The following is a 15,243-nucleotide window of genomic DNA, read 5'->3' as shown; positions in this document are numbered from 1 at the left end:
AATTATTTTGGTATATGGGTGATATGAAAGTATTTGTTATCAGTTTAAAACGTTCGGTTGATCGCCGTGAGCGTATTAAGAAACAATTGGATGATGCTAGTATTGAATTTGAGTTTATTGATGCGGTTGATGCTTCAATACCAAACTTTACCTATAGCGAACGTCGTAATGAAGCATTAACACGTAAACGTTTTGGTTATAAATTACTAGACTCTGAAATTGCATGCTTCTCAAGTCACCATATCGCATGGGAACGCTGTCTTTTAGAAAATGAAGCAGTGTTAATACTAGAAGATAATTGTAATATCTCAGAGCAACTGAAAGATTATATTCAAAAGCTTGAATTTATTTCTCCAAAATTCGATTTTTTAAAATTATGTGCAACAAAGCCTAAAACATTTAAAAATATAGAACCTATCGATGATAGCTATAAAATCATTCGTTATTTAAAACGGACCTGCGGTATTATGGGCTATATCATAACTCCAAAAGCTGCAAATGCATTTATATCTAAAGCAAGTCAGTTTATAGAGCCCGTTGATGATTACATGGAAAAACCCTATTTACACGGGATAACAACTTATTGCACTTACCCCGATTTAATATTTAGAGCCAAAATTCAATCAACTATTGGAACTAAACGAAAAGATAAAACAGGCATAACTTTATTAGATAAATGCTACATTGAATCCTTTCGCCTTTATGAACAATTTAAAGATTTACTGGTTAAAGCTCCTTATTAACAAACGAGTAATATGATGAAAATCCTAATTATTGGCCCATCATGGGTTGGCGATATGGTGATGTCTCAATCACTGTATATCACGCTAAAAAAACAACACTCTGAAGCCGTTATTGATGTGATGGCTCCAGCTTGGTGTAAACCGATTTTAGAAAGAATGCCTGAGGTTAACCAAGCGATTGAAATGCCTCTTGGTCATGGTAATTTCAATCTGTTAGGTCGTAGAGCTCTTGGTAAAGAGTTAAAAAATAATAACTATACACACGCTTACATTTGCCCGAATTCTGCAAAATCGGCACTTATTCCTTGGTTTGCAGGGATCCCAGTTCGTACTGGTTGGAAAGGTGAAATGCGTTATGGGCTATTAAACGACTTACGTCCAAATAAAAAAGCATTCCAATACATGGTTGAGCGCTATGTAGCATTAGCTCATCCTAAATCTGAAATGATTGATTCAAGTTCGTTAGGTGGTCTGGAAAACTTGCCACGCCCTAAACTTGCGATTGATACTGTTGTTCAGCAAGCAACTCTTACAAAGTTCTCTTTATCGACCAAAAAATCTGTTCTTGGCTTATGCCCAGGGGCTGAATTTGGCCCAGCAAAACAGTGGCCTGTTGAACACTATGCGGCTGTTGCTAATGAAATGATTAACCAAGGCCATCAAGTATGGCTATTTGGCTCTGCCAAAGATAAGGAAACAACTGAGAGTATCAAAGCTTTAGTGGATGCAGATAACCAAACAGCGGTATTTAACCTAGCTGGTGATACCAGTTTAATTGAAGCGGTTGATCTACTTGCTGCTTGTAAAACGGTTGTCAGTAATGATTCAGGCTTAATGCACGTTGCTGCTGCTGTGGGGTGTCATGTGGTTGGCGTTTATGGCTCAACATCACCAAAATACACTCCTCCATTGGCAGAGAAAGTCGATATTGTAAGCACTGATATTGAGTGTCGTCCTTGTTTTAAGCGTGAATGCCCTCTAGGTCATTTAAAGTGCTTAAAAGAGTTAGAGCCATCTACCGTATTAACAAAAATAACTCACTCTTAGCACGAATAAATATTCTACTCATCGAAAATCACTTAAACGGACTTTTTCTTCTCTTGTTGCATTTGTATTTTACATATTCAACTAAATTTTGAAGATAATTAGGTCGTGGTAATCGACTTCTATATTGCTTTGAATACAACATAGCCCACACAGGATAAGTCATTATTTTTCTTGGGGGATGAATAGGAAGATGATATTTCAGTGAGGTAACACCAAGCTGTTTCTCACCCAAAACAATAAAATTATTAACTAATAGATTGCAATACAACCCCATTGCAACAGAATTACTGTCATAACTATTTTCAAATGGGATATCTCTCCCTTGCTTCAGGTAATAATATGCAAAATATGTTTCAGGGGTGTATTGGAATACATCGCTCTGACGATACATGTACTCTGGTTTTGGATTGTTTAGATAATATTCAAAGTCATGTTTCAAATATAACTTTACATCAAAAACTGTGGTTACATCTTCTCTTCTACCCGCATAAACAAAATCACACACCCAAAATGGTACTTTCAGTCCAGAAACATGAGATCGCGTAGAAAAATCAGCGACACAGATATGTCCATTACCAACGCTAAATTCAGGAGATCGCTCTAAGTTTAATCCCATAAATTGAGCAAGAGTATTCGACGTAAAAATCAGATCAGTTCTTGTTTTAATGGCATATGAACGAGTTGCTTTTTCTAATCCCGCTCTTGAACTAATAATTTGACGGTTAATATTTAATGGTGTTTTTCCATAAGTACCATCGCCAGGATCATCACTTAATACAATTTGGTCACATAAAGATAAATATTCAGCTGGAATACAACTTCCATTCCATGTCGATAAAATCACTTCTGCATTAGGGTAGTTCTTTCGTATTGACAGCAATACATCTAACGTTGAGCTTTTCTCTGATTTAAATAACTGCCCTTGAACAATAATCGAAATATCTTTACTGTCAATTTTACTATTCATTGTCGCTCTTTTTGAAATCATCATACTCACTTGGTACACCACAAAAAATCACTTCATTTCTTTCGATTAAATGATAATGGATTTCTCTATTTTCTGTAATCAACTCATTATATAGTGGTGCGATATATAACTCGCCTTTCGCCCACGCTGTAACTGGTTTTTCAAGATAAGAGTTATATGCAAAAAAGAAATCATTAACCGTTTTAAAGTAATATAACCCTGTACTACATAAATCTGAAACAGGATCTTTTTCTGTCGTGAGAGCCACCTTTGTACTTATTGCTGATTCTGGTTTAGCAAATGACCAATTATCGCCAGTTCCACGAAACACCTCTAAATAACCATCACCTAATTTATCAAGCTCAGGAAAAATAAAGTTAGGTCTAAATGTATCAATATTAAAAATGGTTAAATCTTCGTCTTGCTCTTGTTCCGCTTTAAATAAACCTAATGCAACAGTTTCTGCTTGACCTCTTGTTTCTTGATTTAACGTAATAACTTGATAATCACTAATACCTAACGCTTTACACTCTTTCTCTACAAACTCTGGCGTTCCATACACATCCCTAACAATAAAAAGAAAGGGTGCTGACTTGAAATAAGCGCTAAAACTCAGTACCGAATGAGCAAATAATGTTTTCCCATGAGCTTCTAACATATATTTTGGTTGTGTATAGCCCGCTTTAAAAAAACGTGAACTGAGTCCTGCCATTGGAATTACGATCATAATTATTATTCTTCTTTTATCATTAATTGGTAGATACGAAAGGCATTCGCAAATAAAGCTTTTTGTCTCATCTCATCATCCGCATGAAGAGGTAACATAGATAAGAAAAGTTGAATTTGCATCGCGTACAATTGCTTTGCACTGATATCATAACGCTGAGCAATAAGTGAAATAAAGGTTTCTTGAATAGTGTAATGTTTTTTCAAACCATCTACTTCAAATTGTATTTCACGTTGAATGAATTCAACCCGATAATTCCCAGCAATGATCCAATCATACATACCTAAAATAGAATGACTCAGCTTTGCTATATCATAACGGTAATCACCATAAATTGTGACATCTCCTGATGGTGATATTCCACGAGGATCAATAGTTTTTACTCGAGATGTTCTAAAATCATATAAAATATTACTAAAACAAAAATCACCATGCATCACGGTATTTGCTTGTTTACATGACGGTAAATATGTCTGACTGGTTTGAATTAAATCAGATATTGACGCGCTAAACTGCTGATTATAAATCCAAACCTCATCGCTTCGAATACCTTGAGCTTGACAATACTCTTGAATTCTTTGCTCGGTTTTATCACCAAACAACTCACCAAATACATTTTGGTCTTGTCCTGATAATTCAACCTTTTCTAAATCAATAAAATTTAAACAGCTATTTAGAATTTTATACCATGTATTGTCTGGCAGTTCACCAAACACAAATAACTCATTTAATGCAGTATAATGCAGATATTCTAGGCGGTAACTGAAATGCCGGTCTTGGGTTAAAAAGTCACCTAAATATTGTGGAATATACCCACGCATCGAATAAGGAATGGCTTTAAACCAATTTGCTTCAGCTTTAATTTTTTCTTGTTTGTGGCTGCTCTTTTCTATCCACTCAGGTGTTATCGTTAAAGAGTTAAATGCGCGCTGTGTGGTGAAGTTTACTTTAGAATGGTAATAGGTATTAATATGACCAAAGTCTAGCCAATTATTGATTAATATGGGTGTTAGTATTATGCGCTCATGATAATCATTAAGTCCTTGAATAAAGCTCCAGTGGTTTCGTGTTAACGAGCGCACCAACTCTTTAGGTTGACTAAAACGAAAATAACCACTCACTATTTGTTGAGTTGAACTATCACCTAGCGACTCTTCAATTAAAGAACTCGAACAGTTTGAACTTACTCTTGCCCAGTCGTAATTATCACTGGTTTCTGCAACCGCAATAATATCGTTACCCTCTGGTAATGGTGTAATTAATGTGTCACCAAATAATATGTGCAAATCACTATTGGATTTTTGGTCAATCAAATTTAATGCTGCAACCACAGCTGCACCTAGTGATATATTAGCTGGCGTACGAACTACTGTTATTGCATGTTGGTCAAGCCAGTAATTATCAGGTTCTGTAACTTCATACTCTTCCGGTAAAGTTAAGAATATATCGGTCCCACTTGGTGCACTAGTAACTTGATGTTGAAACAAGCGACGATTTCCTAGTGGCAACATACTTGGAGGCAAGGCACCAAATTCTGATTTCAGTGCTTGATCCACATACGCAGATGACATGATTAGAAACATGATTTTTCCTTATCAAGTAACGCAGTAATCTCTTCAAATGACATTGATGCAAACTCTGACGGGCGTACCGCACGGTCGTCAATATAGAAACCTTCTTTGCCACACCATGGCTTACCTACAATAATTTCATCGTAAGGTACGCAATGCTTAGCTAGCCACTCAGTAATCACGGGCAAAGTATGTACATTGATTAACCCAACGTTGCCTTCATAAGTCCGCATGTTTCTTGCTGTAAAAATAGTAATGGTAAAGCCTTGTTCTTTATAAGCAACAAGCTGTCTAATTACTTCTAGATTAGGAGATACATTACGATAATCAGAGGTGTCACCTAATGTAATTGTACTGTCTAAATCCACAACTAGCTTTTTCATTTTACCCCTAAACACGCGTAATATAATTTGATATTTAATTCTAATGTATGAATTGAGAACTGTACATACAACGCTACTTTTATTGCAACCCATATGTTAAAATTTCCATTCCCCCTCTTCCTTAGAACCACTAGGCTTAGTTTCATGACCTTAAATGCCATAGATAGTAAATTATCGTATCTTGTTAACTCAACGAAATTCTCGGCATTTATGCTTCTATGCCTATTTGGCTACGCTCTACTTAAAAGCGCATCTCGAGTTAATGGCGATGTATTTCAAAGCTTCTTCGTTTTCGGAACCTTATTGGCTCTTTATGTAGAACGTAAGCATATATTTAAAGATAAAATGTTAATTAGTCTCTTCTTAGCACTAATTTTACAAATCCTTAGTTGGATAAATGCAACAATTCAAATCCCTCAATTAGCACAAGCAACACCTGATTTTGGTACTCTAGCTAATATGTTTTTCTTTATTTTTATTGCATACTGGCTAAAAGGACAAAGCAAATCTGTTTATCTGTTGTGGGTAATGATGATAATTGGCTTCATACTGAGTTTCTACATTCACTCTAATAACTTCACTCAAGACTTATTAAATGGTAGCCATGGTCAACGCATTGATTTTAACGTAAATAATGCTCAACACCCTGCTCTTTGGTCTGGTATTGCTTTTATTCTGCTTAGCTACTTTTCTATCAAGCACAGCTATTTAGCTTTCACCACTAACAAAAAAAAGAAACACCTTTTAATCGTATCAGGGTTAACCGCTCTAAACCTATTTTTTGTTTTTATCCTTTTTTCTACTCAAACAAGACAAGTATTCTTAGGCCTTATCATTGCTTCTATCATTGGGACTATTTCATATGTTTTAATACAAAAAAATAAACCTTCTTTGAAATTGATATTGCCATTAATTTTAGTTTCTCTTATTGCGTTGTTCTCTGTCAGTAATATCCCAAGTTTAGAAAAAAGAACAGTGAATGAAGAAAATACGTATGAAGCGGTTCTTTCTGGCGATATAAACAAAGTCCCTTACAACAGTTCAGGCATTCGTATTCATATTTGGTATGAAGCATTAGGTTGGATTAAAGAACGTCCTATTTTAGGTAGTGACCAAGATGTAAGAGATGATGTCATATATCTTTCTACACGTATACCTAAGCACGTTCGCAACACAATTAACCATCTTCATAACTCTTTTGTTGAGGTCACCTTATCTTACGGCATCCTAGGATTAGCCATTATTCTATTCATGTTTTACTGGCTATTACATTCCACTGCAAAGCTTGCACCCTTAGGTACATTTAACGAAGCCAGACTAATCGCTTTACTCTTTCTGGTATATTGGTTTGTAGTAAATAACTTTGAATCGTATTTATTTTCTACAACAGGTTTGTTAGTTCACAATATAATGTTTGGTTCTATTTATACTTTTTACCTTACAGAACAACTAAAGAATAATAAGAATGAGACTGCTATATAGCTTACTTTTAACCTTTATCTCTCCTTTGCTTCTCTATTCTCTTTATAAGAAAAAAGAAGGAAAGCCTACTTTTGGTCGTCGATGGAGAGAGCATTTTGGTTGTACTCCATCGCTCGATACAACGCAGGCTCCGATATGGATTCATGCCGTTTCTGTTGGTGAGGCAATTGCTGCTACACCTATCATTAAGGCATTAAAAAAACAGAATCCTGAACAATCAATATTAGTGACAACGACGACAAGTACTGGTGCGGAGCAAATTGAAAAATTAGGTGACTTAGTTGAGCACAGATACATGCCGATTGATTTTTGCTTTGCGGTTCGTGGTTTTTTAAAAGCAACTAAACCTGAAAAAATGCTAATTATGGAAACCGAACTGTGGCCAAATACCCTGCATACTGTGGCCAAATTTGGTATTCCAATTTCAGTGTTAAATGCTCGTCTTTCTGAAAAATCCTACTTAGGATATAAAAAAGTACAGCCGATATTTAATCTGCTTGGTAAGCATCTGACTCATGTTTGTTGTCAATACAAAGATGATGCCGATCGCTTTATTGCACTTGGTATTGATAAAGAGCGGGTGCATGTAACTGGCTCAGTGAAGTTTGATATTGAAATCACCGATGAGGTTATTGAATCAGGAAAACAACTTCGCCATCAATTAGGCATTGAGCGTCCAATTTGGATTGCAGCCAGCACGCATAAAGGTGAAGATGAACAAGTATTAGCTGCTCATCGTTCTTTATTGCATAAGATACCTGATGCGTTATTAATTTTAGTTCCACGTCACCCTGAGCGTTTTAACTCTGTTTTTGATTTATGTGAAACATTTGATTTTAACACCACTAAACGCACATCAAAACAATCTGTAACGTCAGATATTCAGGTTTATCTTGGTGACACTATGGGAGAGATGCTAACCCTAATTGGCGCCTCTGATATCTGTTTTATGGGGGGGAGTCTAATTGGCGATAAGGTTGGTGGGCATAATATATTAGAGCCTGTTGCGTTAAGTATACCAACAATTATAGGTCCAAGTTATTTTAATTTTTTAGAAATAGTTAATACACTACTAGTATACAATGCTTGTATTACTTCGACTAGCAACAAGCTCTGTACACACATTTCAACTTTGCTAAATAATCCAAGTATCTCTAATGAGCTTACTTCCAATGCTTCCCGTTTCCTACACAAGCAACAAGGTGCTATAGATAGAACAATAATGATTATTATGATTTAAATCCAACAGAGAGCTAAACATAAATAATAAACAAGCCACTTACATTAAAAACATAAGTAGCTCAGTGTAAATTCTGTCTTAGTTAGGCTATTTATTAAATCGACTGATCTGCTCTAAGGCCTCTTGAAGGTGTTGATAATTTAATTCACCGTCTTTTAGTGGACGGTTAGTTTTATCTAATAGTTGGTATTGACCCGTTGCATGCACCTCTAAGATCGAGTCATTATCAATAATCGCATAACCACTGTAGTTCGATGACATGATCCACTCTCGATTCACTGATTTACCCAATAAATCTTCCCCAACAGAGTAATCTTTAATGTCATTCGTCACGCCAAGGTAATGCTTCATTAATGTTGGAACTACATCTTGATGACTGGTTAACTCGTCTGAACCCCATTCTACTGTTTCGTTACTGATCTTCGGCCCAAAAATAGCAAAAGGTACATTCACTTGTGCATTGGTAAAGTTACCATTGTGTCCCCAGAAATTAAGACGATTATCATTCATTTCTTGTCCGTGATCCCCAGTAATAATCACTAAGGTATTTTCTAAATCACCCGTCTCTTTTAGCTTATCGAGTACCTGTTTTGCTACGCTATCTACAAAGTGAACACTGGTCTTATAGCGATTGAAAAATAAGGTTGGATCACTGTCGTTATTAAGATCTAGATAATTGATGTTATCGAGCATTGGTTCATAACGATGTGCATAGTCTTTAGGGAAGTCATACCCATGTGGTGCATCGTAAAATAAAAACGAGAACGCTGGTTTTGAGGTGTCACGCTTGCCGTACCATTCTAACCAATCTTTCGTTAAGTCTTTATCTAGTTCTGAAGGTGAGTTACCTTCTGATTGAATGCGTAAATTAGAAATATTTTTGAATACCGTTTGATTAAACTCCGGCTTCTCTAGTTGAGCCGCAGTGAAAATCCCCATGTCATAATTCAGCTCTTGCAGTCGATCAATCAATAATGGTGTTTTTTGATTGGCTAAGAATCCGTGCCAATAAGTGCCTGGAATGCCATAAAAAAGCCCAAAAACACCGGTACGTGTCGCGTTACCAGTAGCAATATGATTATTAAAAATAATGCCTTCTTGTGCGTATTTCCACATATTAGGTGTGTTTTCAGCATTAAAGGTATCTGCACGCCATGAATCGACCGCTAAAATCATGATGTTAATTGGCTTTTCAACCGCTTCTTTTTGTAGTGGTGCTAACGGGTAATTTAAATCACTTTTGCGATTCATTTTCATGGCTTGTTGCTGCGCAATGGCCTCTTCATTCACCCAGCCGTATTTTTTCATCATGCTGGTTGATGTTGCAGGATAGAAAGCAGGTAAATAGCGTTTTACCGTTGTTACCGGTTGATAAGCGTTAGCAGCCGCCCAAATATGAATGCCGTGTGTTGCCAATAACGCAAAGAAAGTGATTACGGCAAATTTACGACCTAATTTGTGCTGAGTTATTGCGGCTGGTTTTTCTAACCAAGAAATCAATAAATATTGGCCGATAACCAAAGCGAGTACCCCACCAATCACTGAGACCCAAGTAATTAACGGGAAACTGACAACTTGCCCTGAAAACACCAACTCAAGAACCACTGCATTGATATGGAATCGGTATTGAGCAAACACCAAGGTATCAATAAATAAGATTGCGATACCTAATGAGGCAATTAAGGCTTGGATAGCATTACGTAGTTTGGCGTTATGTATAAAAATAGCAGGTAAGGCAATAAGACCAATGACCCCAGCCAATAGTACCATTTGACTAAATGTACTAGAGATTAGAAAAGTTAATCCTAATGCATCCGTTGGAATTTCAGGCAAAAATGCAAAGTAGCGACTTGCGATTGCCATTGCTATCAAACTGTTGATTAAAATAAGCCAACCATGGCTATGCAATTTCTGTTTTCGTATTAACGTATTCAAAATAATAAATCCAACGGTGAGTGTATATAATATTAAATGGTGTGATGATCAGAAAGTAAATGAGACCACTCATTTTCTGACCAATGTATTTGCCTTTTATTTACTTCTTTTCTAAATGAGCGCTGTAATCTATCCCAGTTGCTTTGCTTCCAATCATCACCTTTTTGTTGATAACATTTATCAAAATCAATGATCCAAACCTTATCATTATTATCAATCAATATATTGTGAATATTTAGATCAGTATGATTCACTTGCACTGCATGCATTTTACGTATTTCATTACCAATCTTTTGGTACATTTCTTTTGATAATGGATTTTTTTGCAAGATAGACACAAGATCTCGGGCGTTTGGGATCTTTTCACTGAGTAAATCGGCTTGATAGCAAAAGGTTCGCTTAATCGCTCTAGCTGCTATCGGTTTAGGCACACTAACGCCTGCACCTCTTAATGCTTTTAACAATTGAAACTCTTGATAACTGCGTGTTTTTTCCCAACTTGTAAAGATATAATGGTCTTTAACTAGTTTTCCAAACAGTCCACCACGACGATAATGACGCAAAGCGGCGTCCATTTTATCTAAAGTAACAAACCACGTTGTACCACGACCTTGCGCGGAACCAATCACTTTGTTTTGTTGTTGCCAATAATCAGGATCACAGCATTGTTCTGGTGGTTCAGTTAAAGTTGAGTCGTCATACCAAATGGTTTGCTTTGTTGTTTGGATTTTTTGCATGTTACAGGTACTCCAATATTAAACATTAGAGACTGTACGCTGCGCTAACTAGACCGCTTCACTTCTAGAAACTATAAGAGCAAAAGCTAAATGCCTCTAAACTCTGCAAGCACAGCGATCTAAATTCTGATCTTATCATCTCTAGTTAGCGCAGCGTATAGTTTCTAGCTAGCAACCCCTCCCAGCCTCCCCCTTATATCAACATTTATAGCCAAGTAGCTATGCCGATAAAGGGGAGGAGCTAAAAGCAAGCTCCCCCTGAATTCTGCAAGCGCTGCGATCTGAACTCAGTTCTTATCGCCTCTAGTTAGCACAGCGTATAGTTTCTAGTCTCTTTCTCACTCTTTGCCATTTTACATTTATGAGCGTTAATAGCATAATTCTACCTCATTCTTTCTGGGTAAACATCTCTATGGCTTTATTCACTTCGCCCCCTGACTCTTTATGTATATTGCGCTTATCCGCTATTGGTGATGTGTGCCATGCTATTGCTGCAGTTCAAGCGATTCAAAAAAAGTGGCCAAGCACCAAAATTACTTGGATTGTAGGGAAAGTGGAGGCGCAACTGATTCATGATTTGCCCGCTATTACAGTGATCCCATTTGATAAGAAATTAGGCCTTGCTGGAATGAGAGCCATTTGGCACCAATTAAAAGATCAACGTTTTGATGCTCTTGTTCACATGCAATTGGCATTACGGGCAAGTGTTCTAACGCTTGGTATAAAAGCAAAATACAAAGTAGGCTTTAATCGCAAACGTGCGAAAGAAGGCCAATGGCTATTTACCAATCGTAAAATTGAAGATACGGCCTCAGCGCATGTTCTAGATAGCTTCTACTCTTTTGTTGAATATCTTGGTGTGCCTAAAAGTGAACCGACATGGAATATCCCATTATCTGATGATGACTTTTCATTTGTAAATTCACATATTCCAGCAGAAAAGCCGTATGTGGTGATCTCTCCTGCTGCAAGCAAAGACGAACGTAATTGGTTGACTGAGCGCTACGCTCAATTATCTGACTGGTTAACCGCACAAGGTTACCAAGTGGTACTGTGTGGATCACCAAGTGATCGTGAAAAGCAACTTGGTGACAGTATTGAATCACTTGCCAACTCTCCACTTATTAATTTAATTGGTAAAACGTCATTAAAACAGTTAACCGCGGTATTAAAAAAATCCGCAGTCGTAATTGCTCCTGACTCTGGCCCTGCACATATAGCTACGACACAAGGAACCCCTGTGATTGGGCTGTATGGTCACAGCAACCCTAAACGTACGGGTCCATACAATAGCCTACCTTATGTGGTGAGTATGTATGAACAACATGTTACCCAACAACAAAATAAACCCATTGACGATTTAAAATGGAGCACGCGTGTTAAAGGGGATCATATAATGCAAGATATTACGCTTGATATGGTTACTGAAACCTTTCTACGCTTACGCCATCAATAAGGATAATTCATGAGCCACTTGTCTACGCCAACGTTAGCTGTCGCGCTTATCGTTAAAAATGAAGCAAAACACTTGCAAGCCTGCTTAGAAACAGTACAAGGCTGGGTTGATGAGATCGTCATTCTCGACTCAGGCAGTACTGATGAAACCGAGATCATTGCTCGTCAATTTACTGACCGTTTTTTTGTTAACAGCGAGTGGCCGGGGTTTGGTAAACAACGTCAGTTGGCACAACAGTATGTCACTGCCGAGTATGTCCTTTGGTTAGATGCTGATGAGCGTGTAACTCCAGAGTTAAAAGAAGAGATCTTAACGGCAATAAAAGCCAACAAACCCAATGTGGCTTATAAGATAAACCGTCTTAGCTCTGCGTTTGGTAAGTTTATTAAGCATTCTGGTTGGTCGCCAGATTGGGTGGTACGTTTATATCGCACTAATGAAGCTCAATATAACGATGCTTTGGTTCATGAAAAAGTGGTGACTTCCGACTCTGTTCGTATTGAAAAATTAAAAGGTCGTTTACTGCATTTTACTTACGATAATTTGCACCATTACATTAATAAAACAACCGGCTACTTAAAAGCATGGACGGATGAACGTGAAGGAAAGAAAAAAGCGGGACTAAGCACTGCATTAATTCATGCGCTGGGTGCATTTTTAAGAATGTATGTATTTAAACGCGGATTCTTAGATGGCAAACATGGCTTTATTTTGGCTTGGCTAACGATGCACACTACTTTTATTAAATATATTGATCTTTACCTTCGTGAAGAGGTGAAAAAAAAATGAAAACGACATTAATCATCACTACTTATAACTGGAAAGAAGCTCTAGGTAGTGTTCTCGATAGCGTAAAACACCAATTAGAATTGCCAGATGAAGTTATTATTGCTGATGATGGCTCGAAAGAGGATACAGCTCAATTAATACAAGAATACCAACTTTCATTTCCTATTCCTCTATACCATAGTTGGCAAAAAGATGATGGTTTCCGAGCTGCACAAAGCCGAAATAAAGCAATCGCACAAGCACATTTTGAATATATTATTATTATAGATGGAGATATCGTTTTACCTCCAAGCTTTGTTCTAGATCATAAACAACATGCAGAAAAAGGACAGTTTATTCAAGGTGGTAGGGTTTTACTAAACCAAGAATGCTCAAAACTTGTTATGAATACAGCTAAGCTACCGACCTTTTTCAGTGCTGGTTTAAAAAATAGAAAAAATATTATTAATAATAAATTGTTATCTTCTATTTTTTCTAAAATATCCAATAGTGACAAGTCAACTCGAAGTTGTAATATGTCTTTTTGGATGGAAGATATAATAAAAACAAATGGTTTTAATAATGAATTTATTGGCTGGGGTAGAGAAGACAGTGAATTTGTTCTTAGATTATTAAATTCTGGGTTATCACGCCTATATCTAAAATTTTCAGGCGTGGGCTACCACCTTTTCCATAACGAAAACTCCCGTGCATCTTTAGCTGAAAATGATGCTATTTTAGAAATAACTATTCAAAACAAACTGACTCGTTGTAAGCAAGGTATTGATCAGTATTTAAGGGCAAAAAATGACTAAATTAACCCTCTATCCCGGTACTTTTGACCCTATCACCAATGGACATTTGGATTTAATTAAACGCTCTTCGTCAATGTTTAATCATATTATTGTAGCAGTAGCTGCAAGCCCAAGTAAAAAGACCTTATTTACTCTGGAAGAGCGCGTTCAATTAGCGCAAGAAGTGACTAAGGAACTCACAAACGTTTCTGTTGAGGGCTTCTCTGGATTGATGGTTGATTTTGCTAAACAGAAACAAGCGAATCTATTGGTTCGTGGCTTAAGAACCACCATGGATTTTGAGTATGAATTCGGCTTAACCAGTATGTATCGTAAGTTAATGCCTGAATTAGAGAGTGTATTTCTGACGCCTTCTGAAGAGTATGCTTTTCTATCTTCAACCATTGTGAGAGAAGTCGCGTTGCACGGGGGGAATGTGGAAGCTTTCGTTCCTTCTGTGGTAAATCAAGCATTAAGACATAAAGTAAAGTCACCTGTTTAATGGCAATAAAAAGGCCACTCAAATAAGTGGCCTATGATTACAATTAATGAACGCCTTTTACTTGGCTATTAATGTATAAGGTTTGCAATGTGTGGTAATCATTACCTACATTAGGGGTTTCATTTGATGTCGACTTTAGATTGACTGTAGATTCTGATACCCATTTATATAGTTTTTCTGGCTGGCTATTTAAATACATACCTTGCTCTACTACTGTCATTTCTGGGTTATAACCAAATCGTGTTGATTCTGTTGTATTCAGTATATTTCCCCCACCTAAGCTATAGTAGTTTGCTTTTGACAAACTAAAGGCATACAACGTTGGGAAAATATCTTTATGTGAACCAACTCTTTTTGAATCAAATTTATGTGATACTTGCTGTTGAATTTTCGTTGGTATATATAAGTAAAATGGCACCGCATGAATAATAGGAAGATCGTTAGGATAAGACATGGTAAATCCTCTTAAACGGTGATCTCCAGTCGCTGCTACCAATGTTGAATCACCTAATGAAGATTGCTTAATATCTGCGACAAACTCACCCAGTGCATTATTAGCGTATTGATAAGTTTCAAGCAGTCGCATTGCTTCTTCTTCACCCTTTTGCATGCGCTTTAATAACCGTTCACTCACCTTAAGTGGTTTTAGTTCGTAATTTTTTGGTACTTCATAAGGCGTGTGATTGGTAATGGTTAAGATATAGATCATAAGAGGCTGAGTCGCTTCTTTTAGCTCTTTTTCTGCTAGTTTGAAGGCGTATTCGTCTGAAAGCCCCCATTCACCACGAAACGCTTCAGCTTCTGGGAATGCTTTTAAAATCGCATTTTCATCTAAGATCTCATCAAACCCTTGTGCAGGCAAATAATTCGCCACATTACGCCACATACCAT

15 protein-coding genes are annotated in these 15,243 nt (G+C 36.9%); 8 read left to right on the top strand and 7 right to left on the bottom strand.

What is annotated here, in order from left to right; translation table 11 throughout:
- Positions 1-23 precede the first annotated feature (23 nt).
- Both PVK62_RS12720 and waaF read left to right on the top strand, forming a co-directional pair.
- Positions 24-743 carry a glycosyltransferase family 25 protein gene (locus PVK62_RS12720; protein ID WP_274444531.1) on the top strand — a complete coding sequence of 240 codons (720 nt, stop codon included), beginning with the start codon at positions 24-26 and terminating at the stop codon, positions 741-743.
- 15 nt (positions 744-758) lie between these two features.
- Complete coding sequence (gene waaF, locus PVK62_RS12715) at positions 759-1,790, top strand: lipopolysaccharide heptosyltransferase II (RefSeq protein ID WP_274444551.1); 1,032 nt, start codon at positions 759-761, stop codon at positions 1,788-1,790.
- 28 nt (positions 1,791-1,818) lie between these two features.
- On the opposite strand, the gene PVK62_RS12710 is transcribed toward waaF, so the two are convergent.
- The 4 genes from PVK62_RS12710 to PVK62_RS12695 are packed head-to-tail and all read right to left on the bottom strand — an operon-like array spanning position 1,819 to position 5,438.
- Positions 1,819-2,757, bottom strand: coding sequence for a WavE lipopolysaccharide synthesis family protein (locus PVK62_RS12710; protein ID WP_274444533.1), 939 nt, complete (start codon positions 2,755-2,757; stop codon positions 1,819-1,821).
- On the bottom strand, positions 2,750-3,484 hold the full coding sequence (locus PVK62_RS12705) for a glycosyltransferase family 2 protein (protein ID WP_274444534.1): 735 nt from the start codon (positions 3,482-3,484) through the stop codon (positions 2,750-2,752). The genes PVK62_RS12710 and PVK62_RS12705 overlap by 8 nt, the downstream gene beginning before the upstream one ends.
- 5 nt (positions 3,485-3,489) lie before the next feature.
- Positions 3,490-5,067 carry a capsular biosynthesis protein gene (locus tag PVK62_RS12700; protein ID WP_274444535.1) on the bottom strand — a complete coding sequence of 526 codons (1,578 nt, stop codon included), beginning with the start codon at positions 5,065-5,067 and terminating at the stop codon, positions 3,490-3,492.
- Positions 5,058-5,438: a capsular biosynthesis protein gene (locus tag PVK62_RS12695; RefSeq protein ID WP_274444537.1), complete on the bottom strand. Its 381-nt coding sequence runs from the start codon at positions 5,436-5,438 to the stop codon at positions 5,058-5,060. The genes PVK62_RS12700 and PVK62_RS12695 overlap by 10 nt, the downstream gene beginning before the upstream one ends.
- 144 nt (positions 5,439-5,582) lie before the next feature.
- Here PVK62_RS12695 and PVK62_RS12690 point away from each other — a divergent pair, with 144 nt between their 5' ends.
- Positions 5,583-6,920 carry an O-antigen ligase family protein gene (locus tag PVK62_RS12690; RefSeq protein ID WP_274444539.1) on the top strand — a complete coding sequence of 446 codons (1,338 nt, stop codon included), beginning with the start codon at positions 5,583-5,585 and terminating at the stop codon, positions 6,918-6,920.
- Positions 6,904-8,160: a lipid IV(A) 3-deoxy-D-manno-octulosonic acid transferase gene (gene waaA / locus PVK62_RS12685; protein WP_274444541.1), complete on the top strand. Its 1,257-nt coding sequence runs from the start codon at positions 6,904-6,906 to the stop codon at positions 8,158-8,160. The genes PVK62_RS12690 and waaA overlap by 17 nt, the downstream gene beginning before the upstream one ends.
- 87 nt (positions 8,161-8,247) lie before the next feature.
- On the opposite strand, the gene PVK62_RS12680 is transcribed toward waaA, so the two are convergent.
- Positions 8,248-10,101: a DUF3413 domain-containing protein gene (locus PVK62_RS12680; protein ID WP_274444553.1), complete on the bottom strand. Its 1,854-nt coding sequence runs from the start codon at positions 10,099-10,101 to the stop codon at positions 8,248-8,250.
- A gap of 26 nt (positions 10,102-10,127) precedes the next feature.
- Positions 10,128-10,832: a 3-deoxy-D-manno-octulosonic acid kinase gene (locus PVK62_RS12675; RefSeq protein ID WP_274444542.1), complete on the bottom strand. Its 705-nt coding sequence runs from the start codon at positions 10,830-10,832 to the stop codon at positions 10,128-10,130.
- Positions 10,833-11,244: 412 nt separating this feature from the next.
- Here PVK62_RS12675 and PVK62_RS12670 point away from each other — a divergent pair, with 412 nt between their 5' ends.
- From PVK62_RS12670 to coaD, 4 genes are read left to right on the top strand one after another with little or no spacing between them, the layout of a single operon-like run.
- Complete coding sequence (locus tag PVK62_RS12670; protein ID WP_274444543.1) at positions 11,245-12,288, top strand: glycosyltransferase family 9 protein; 1,044 nt, start codon at positions 11,245-11,247, stop codon at positions 12,286-12,288.
- Between the two features lie 18 nt (positions 12,289-12,306).
- A complete protein-coding gene (locus PVK62_RS12665) occupies positions 12,307-13,077 on the top strand; it encodes a glycosyltransferase family 2 protein (RefSeq protein ID WP_274444554.1) in 771 nt (256 codons plus the stop codon).
- Complete coding sequence (locus tag PVK62_RS12660; RefSeq protein WP_274444544.1) at positions 13,074-13,871, top strand: glycosyltransferase family 2 protein; 798 nt, start codon at positions 13,074-13,076, stop codon at positions 13,869-13,871. Before PVK62_RS12665 ends, PVK62_RS12660 begins: the two co-directional genes overlap by 4 nt.
- The gene (gene coaD / locus PVK62_RS12655; RefSeq protein WP_274444546.1) at positions 13,864-14,352 is read left to right on the top strand and encodes a pantetheine-phosphate adenylyltransferase; all 489 of its coding nucleotides are present in this window, start codon (positions 13,864-13,866) and stop codon (positions 14,350-14,352) included. The genes PVK62_RS12660 and coaD overlap by 8 nt, the downstream gene beginning before the upstream one ends.
- Positions 14,353-14,395: 43 nt before the next feature.
- Here the strand turns inward: coaD and PVK62_RS12650 are convergent.
- Positions 14,396-15,243: LTA synthase family protein (locus PVK62_RS12650; protein ID WP_274444549.1), on the bottom strand; the 848-nt coding region annotated here is incomplete at its 5' end.

The organism is Aliivibrio sp. S3MY1, from assembly GCF_028765575.1.
Classification (GTDB): Bacteria; Pseudomonadota; Gammaproteobacteria; order Enterobacterales; family Vibrionaceae; genus Aliivibrio.
This window is presented reverse-complemented; position numbering and strand designations above follow the sequence as displayed.

Coding starts and splice junctions, on each gene's coding strand:
- PVK62_RS12720 (WP_274444531.1), top strand. CDS start 24: ATGAAAGTATTTGTTATCAGTTTAAAACGTTCGGTTGATCGCCGTGAG.
- waaF (WP_274444551.1), top strand. CDS start 759: ATGAAAATCCTAATTATTGGCCCATCATGGGTTGGCGATATGGTGATG.
- PVK62_RS12710 (WP_274444533.1), bottom strand. CDS start 2,757: ATGAATAGTAAAATTGACAGTAAAGATATTTCGATTATTGTTCAAGGG.
- PVK62_RS12705 (WP_274444534.1), bottom strand. CDS start 3,484: ATGATCGTAATTCCAATGGCAGGACTCAGTTCACGTTTTTTTAAAGCG.
- PVK62_RS12700 (WP_274444535.1), bottom strand. CDS start 5,067: ATGTTTCTAATCATGTCATCTGCGTATGTGGATCAAGCACTGAAATCA.
- PVK62_RS12695 (WP_274444537.1), bottom strand. CDS start 5,438: ATGAAAAAGCTAGTTGTGGATTTAGACAGTACAATTACATTAGGTGAC.
- PVK62_RS12690 (WP_274444539.1), top strand. CDS start 5,583: ATGACCTTAAATGCCATAGATAGTAAATTATCGTATCTTGTTAACTCA.
- waaA (WP_274444541.1), top strand. CDS start 6,904: ATGAGACTGCTATATAGCTTACTTTTAACCTTTATCTCTCCTTTGCTT.
- PVK62_RS12675 (WP_274444542.1), bottom strand. CDS start 10,832: ATGCAAAAAATCCAAACAACAAAGCAAACCATTTGGTATGACGACTCA.
- PVK62_RS12670 (WP_274444543.1), top strand. CDS start 11,245: ATGGCTTTATTCACTTCGCCCCCTGACTCTTTATGTATATTGCGCTTA.
- PVK62_RS12660 (WP_274444544.1), top strand. CDS start 13,074: ATGAAAACGACATTAATCATCACTACTTATAACTGGAAAGAAGCTCTA.
- coaD (WP_274444546.1), top strand. CDS start 13,864: ATGACTAAATTAACCCTCTATCCCGGTACTTTTGACCCTATCACCAAT.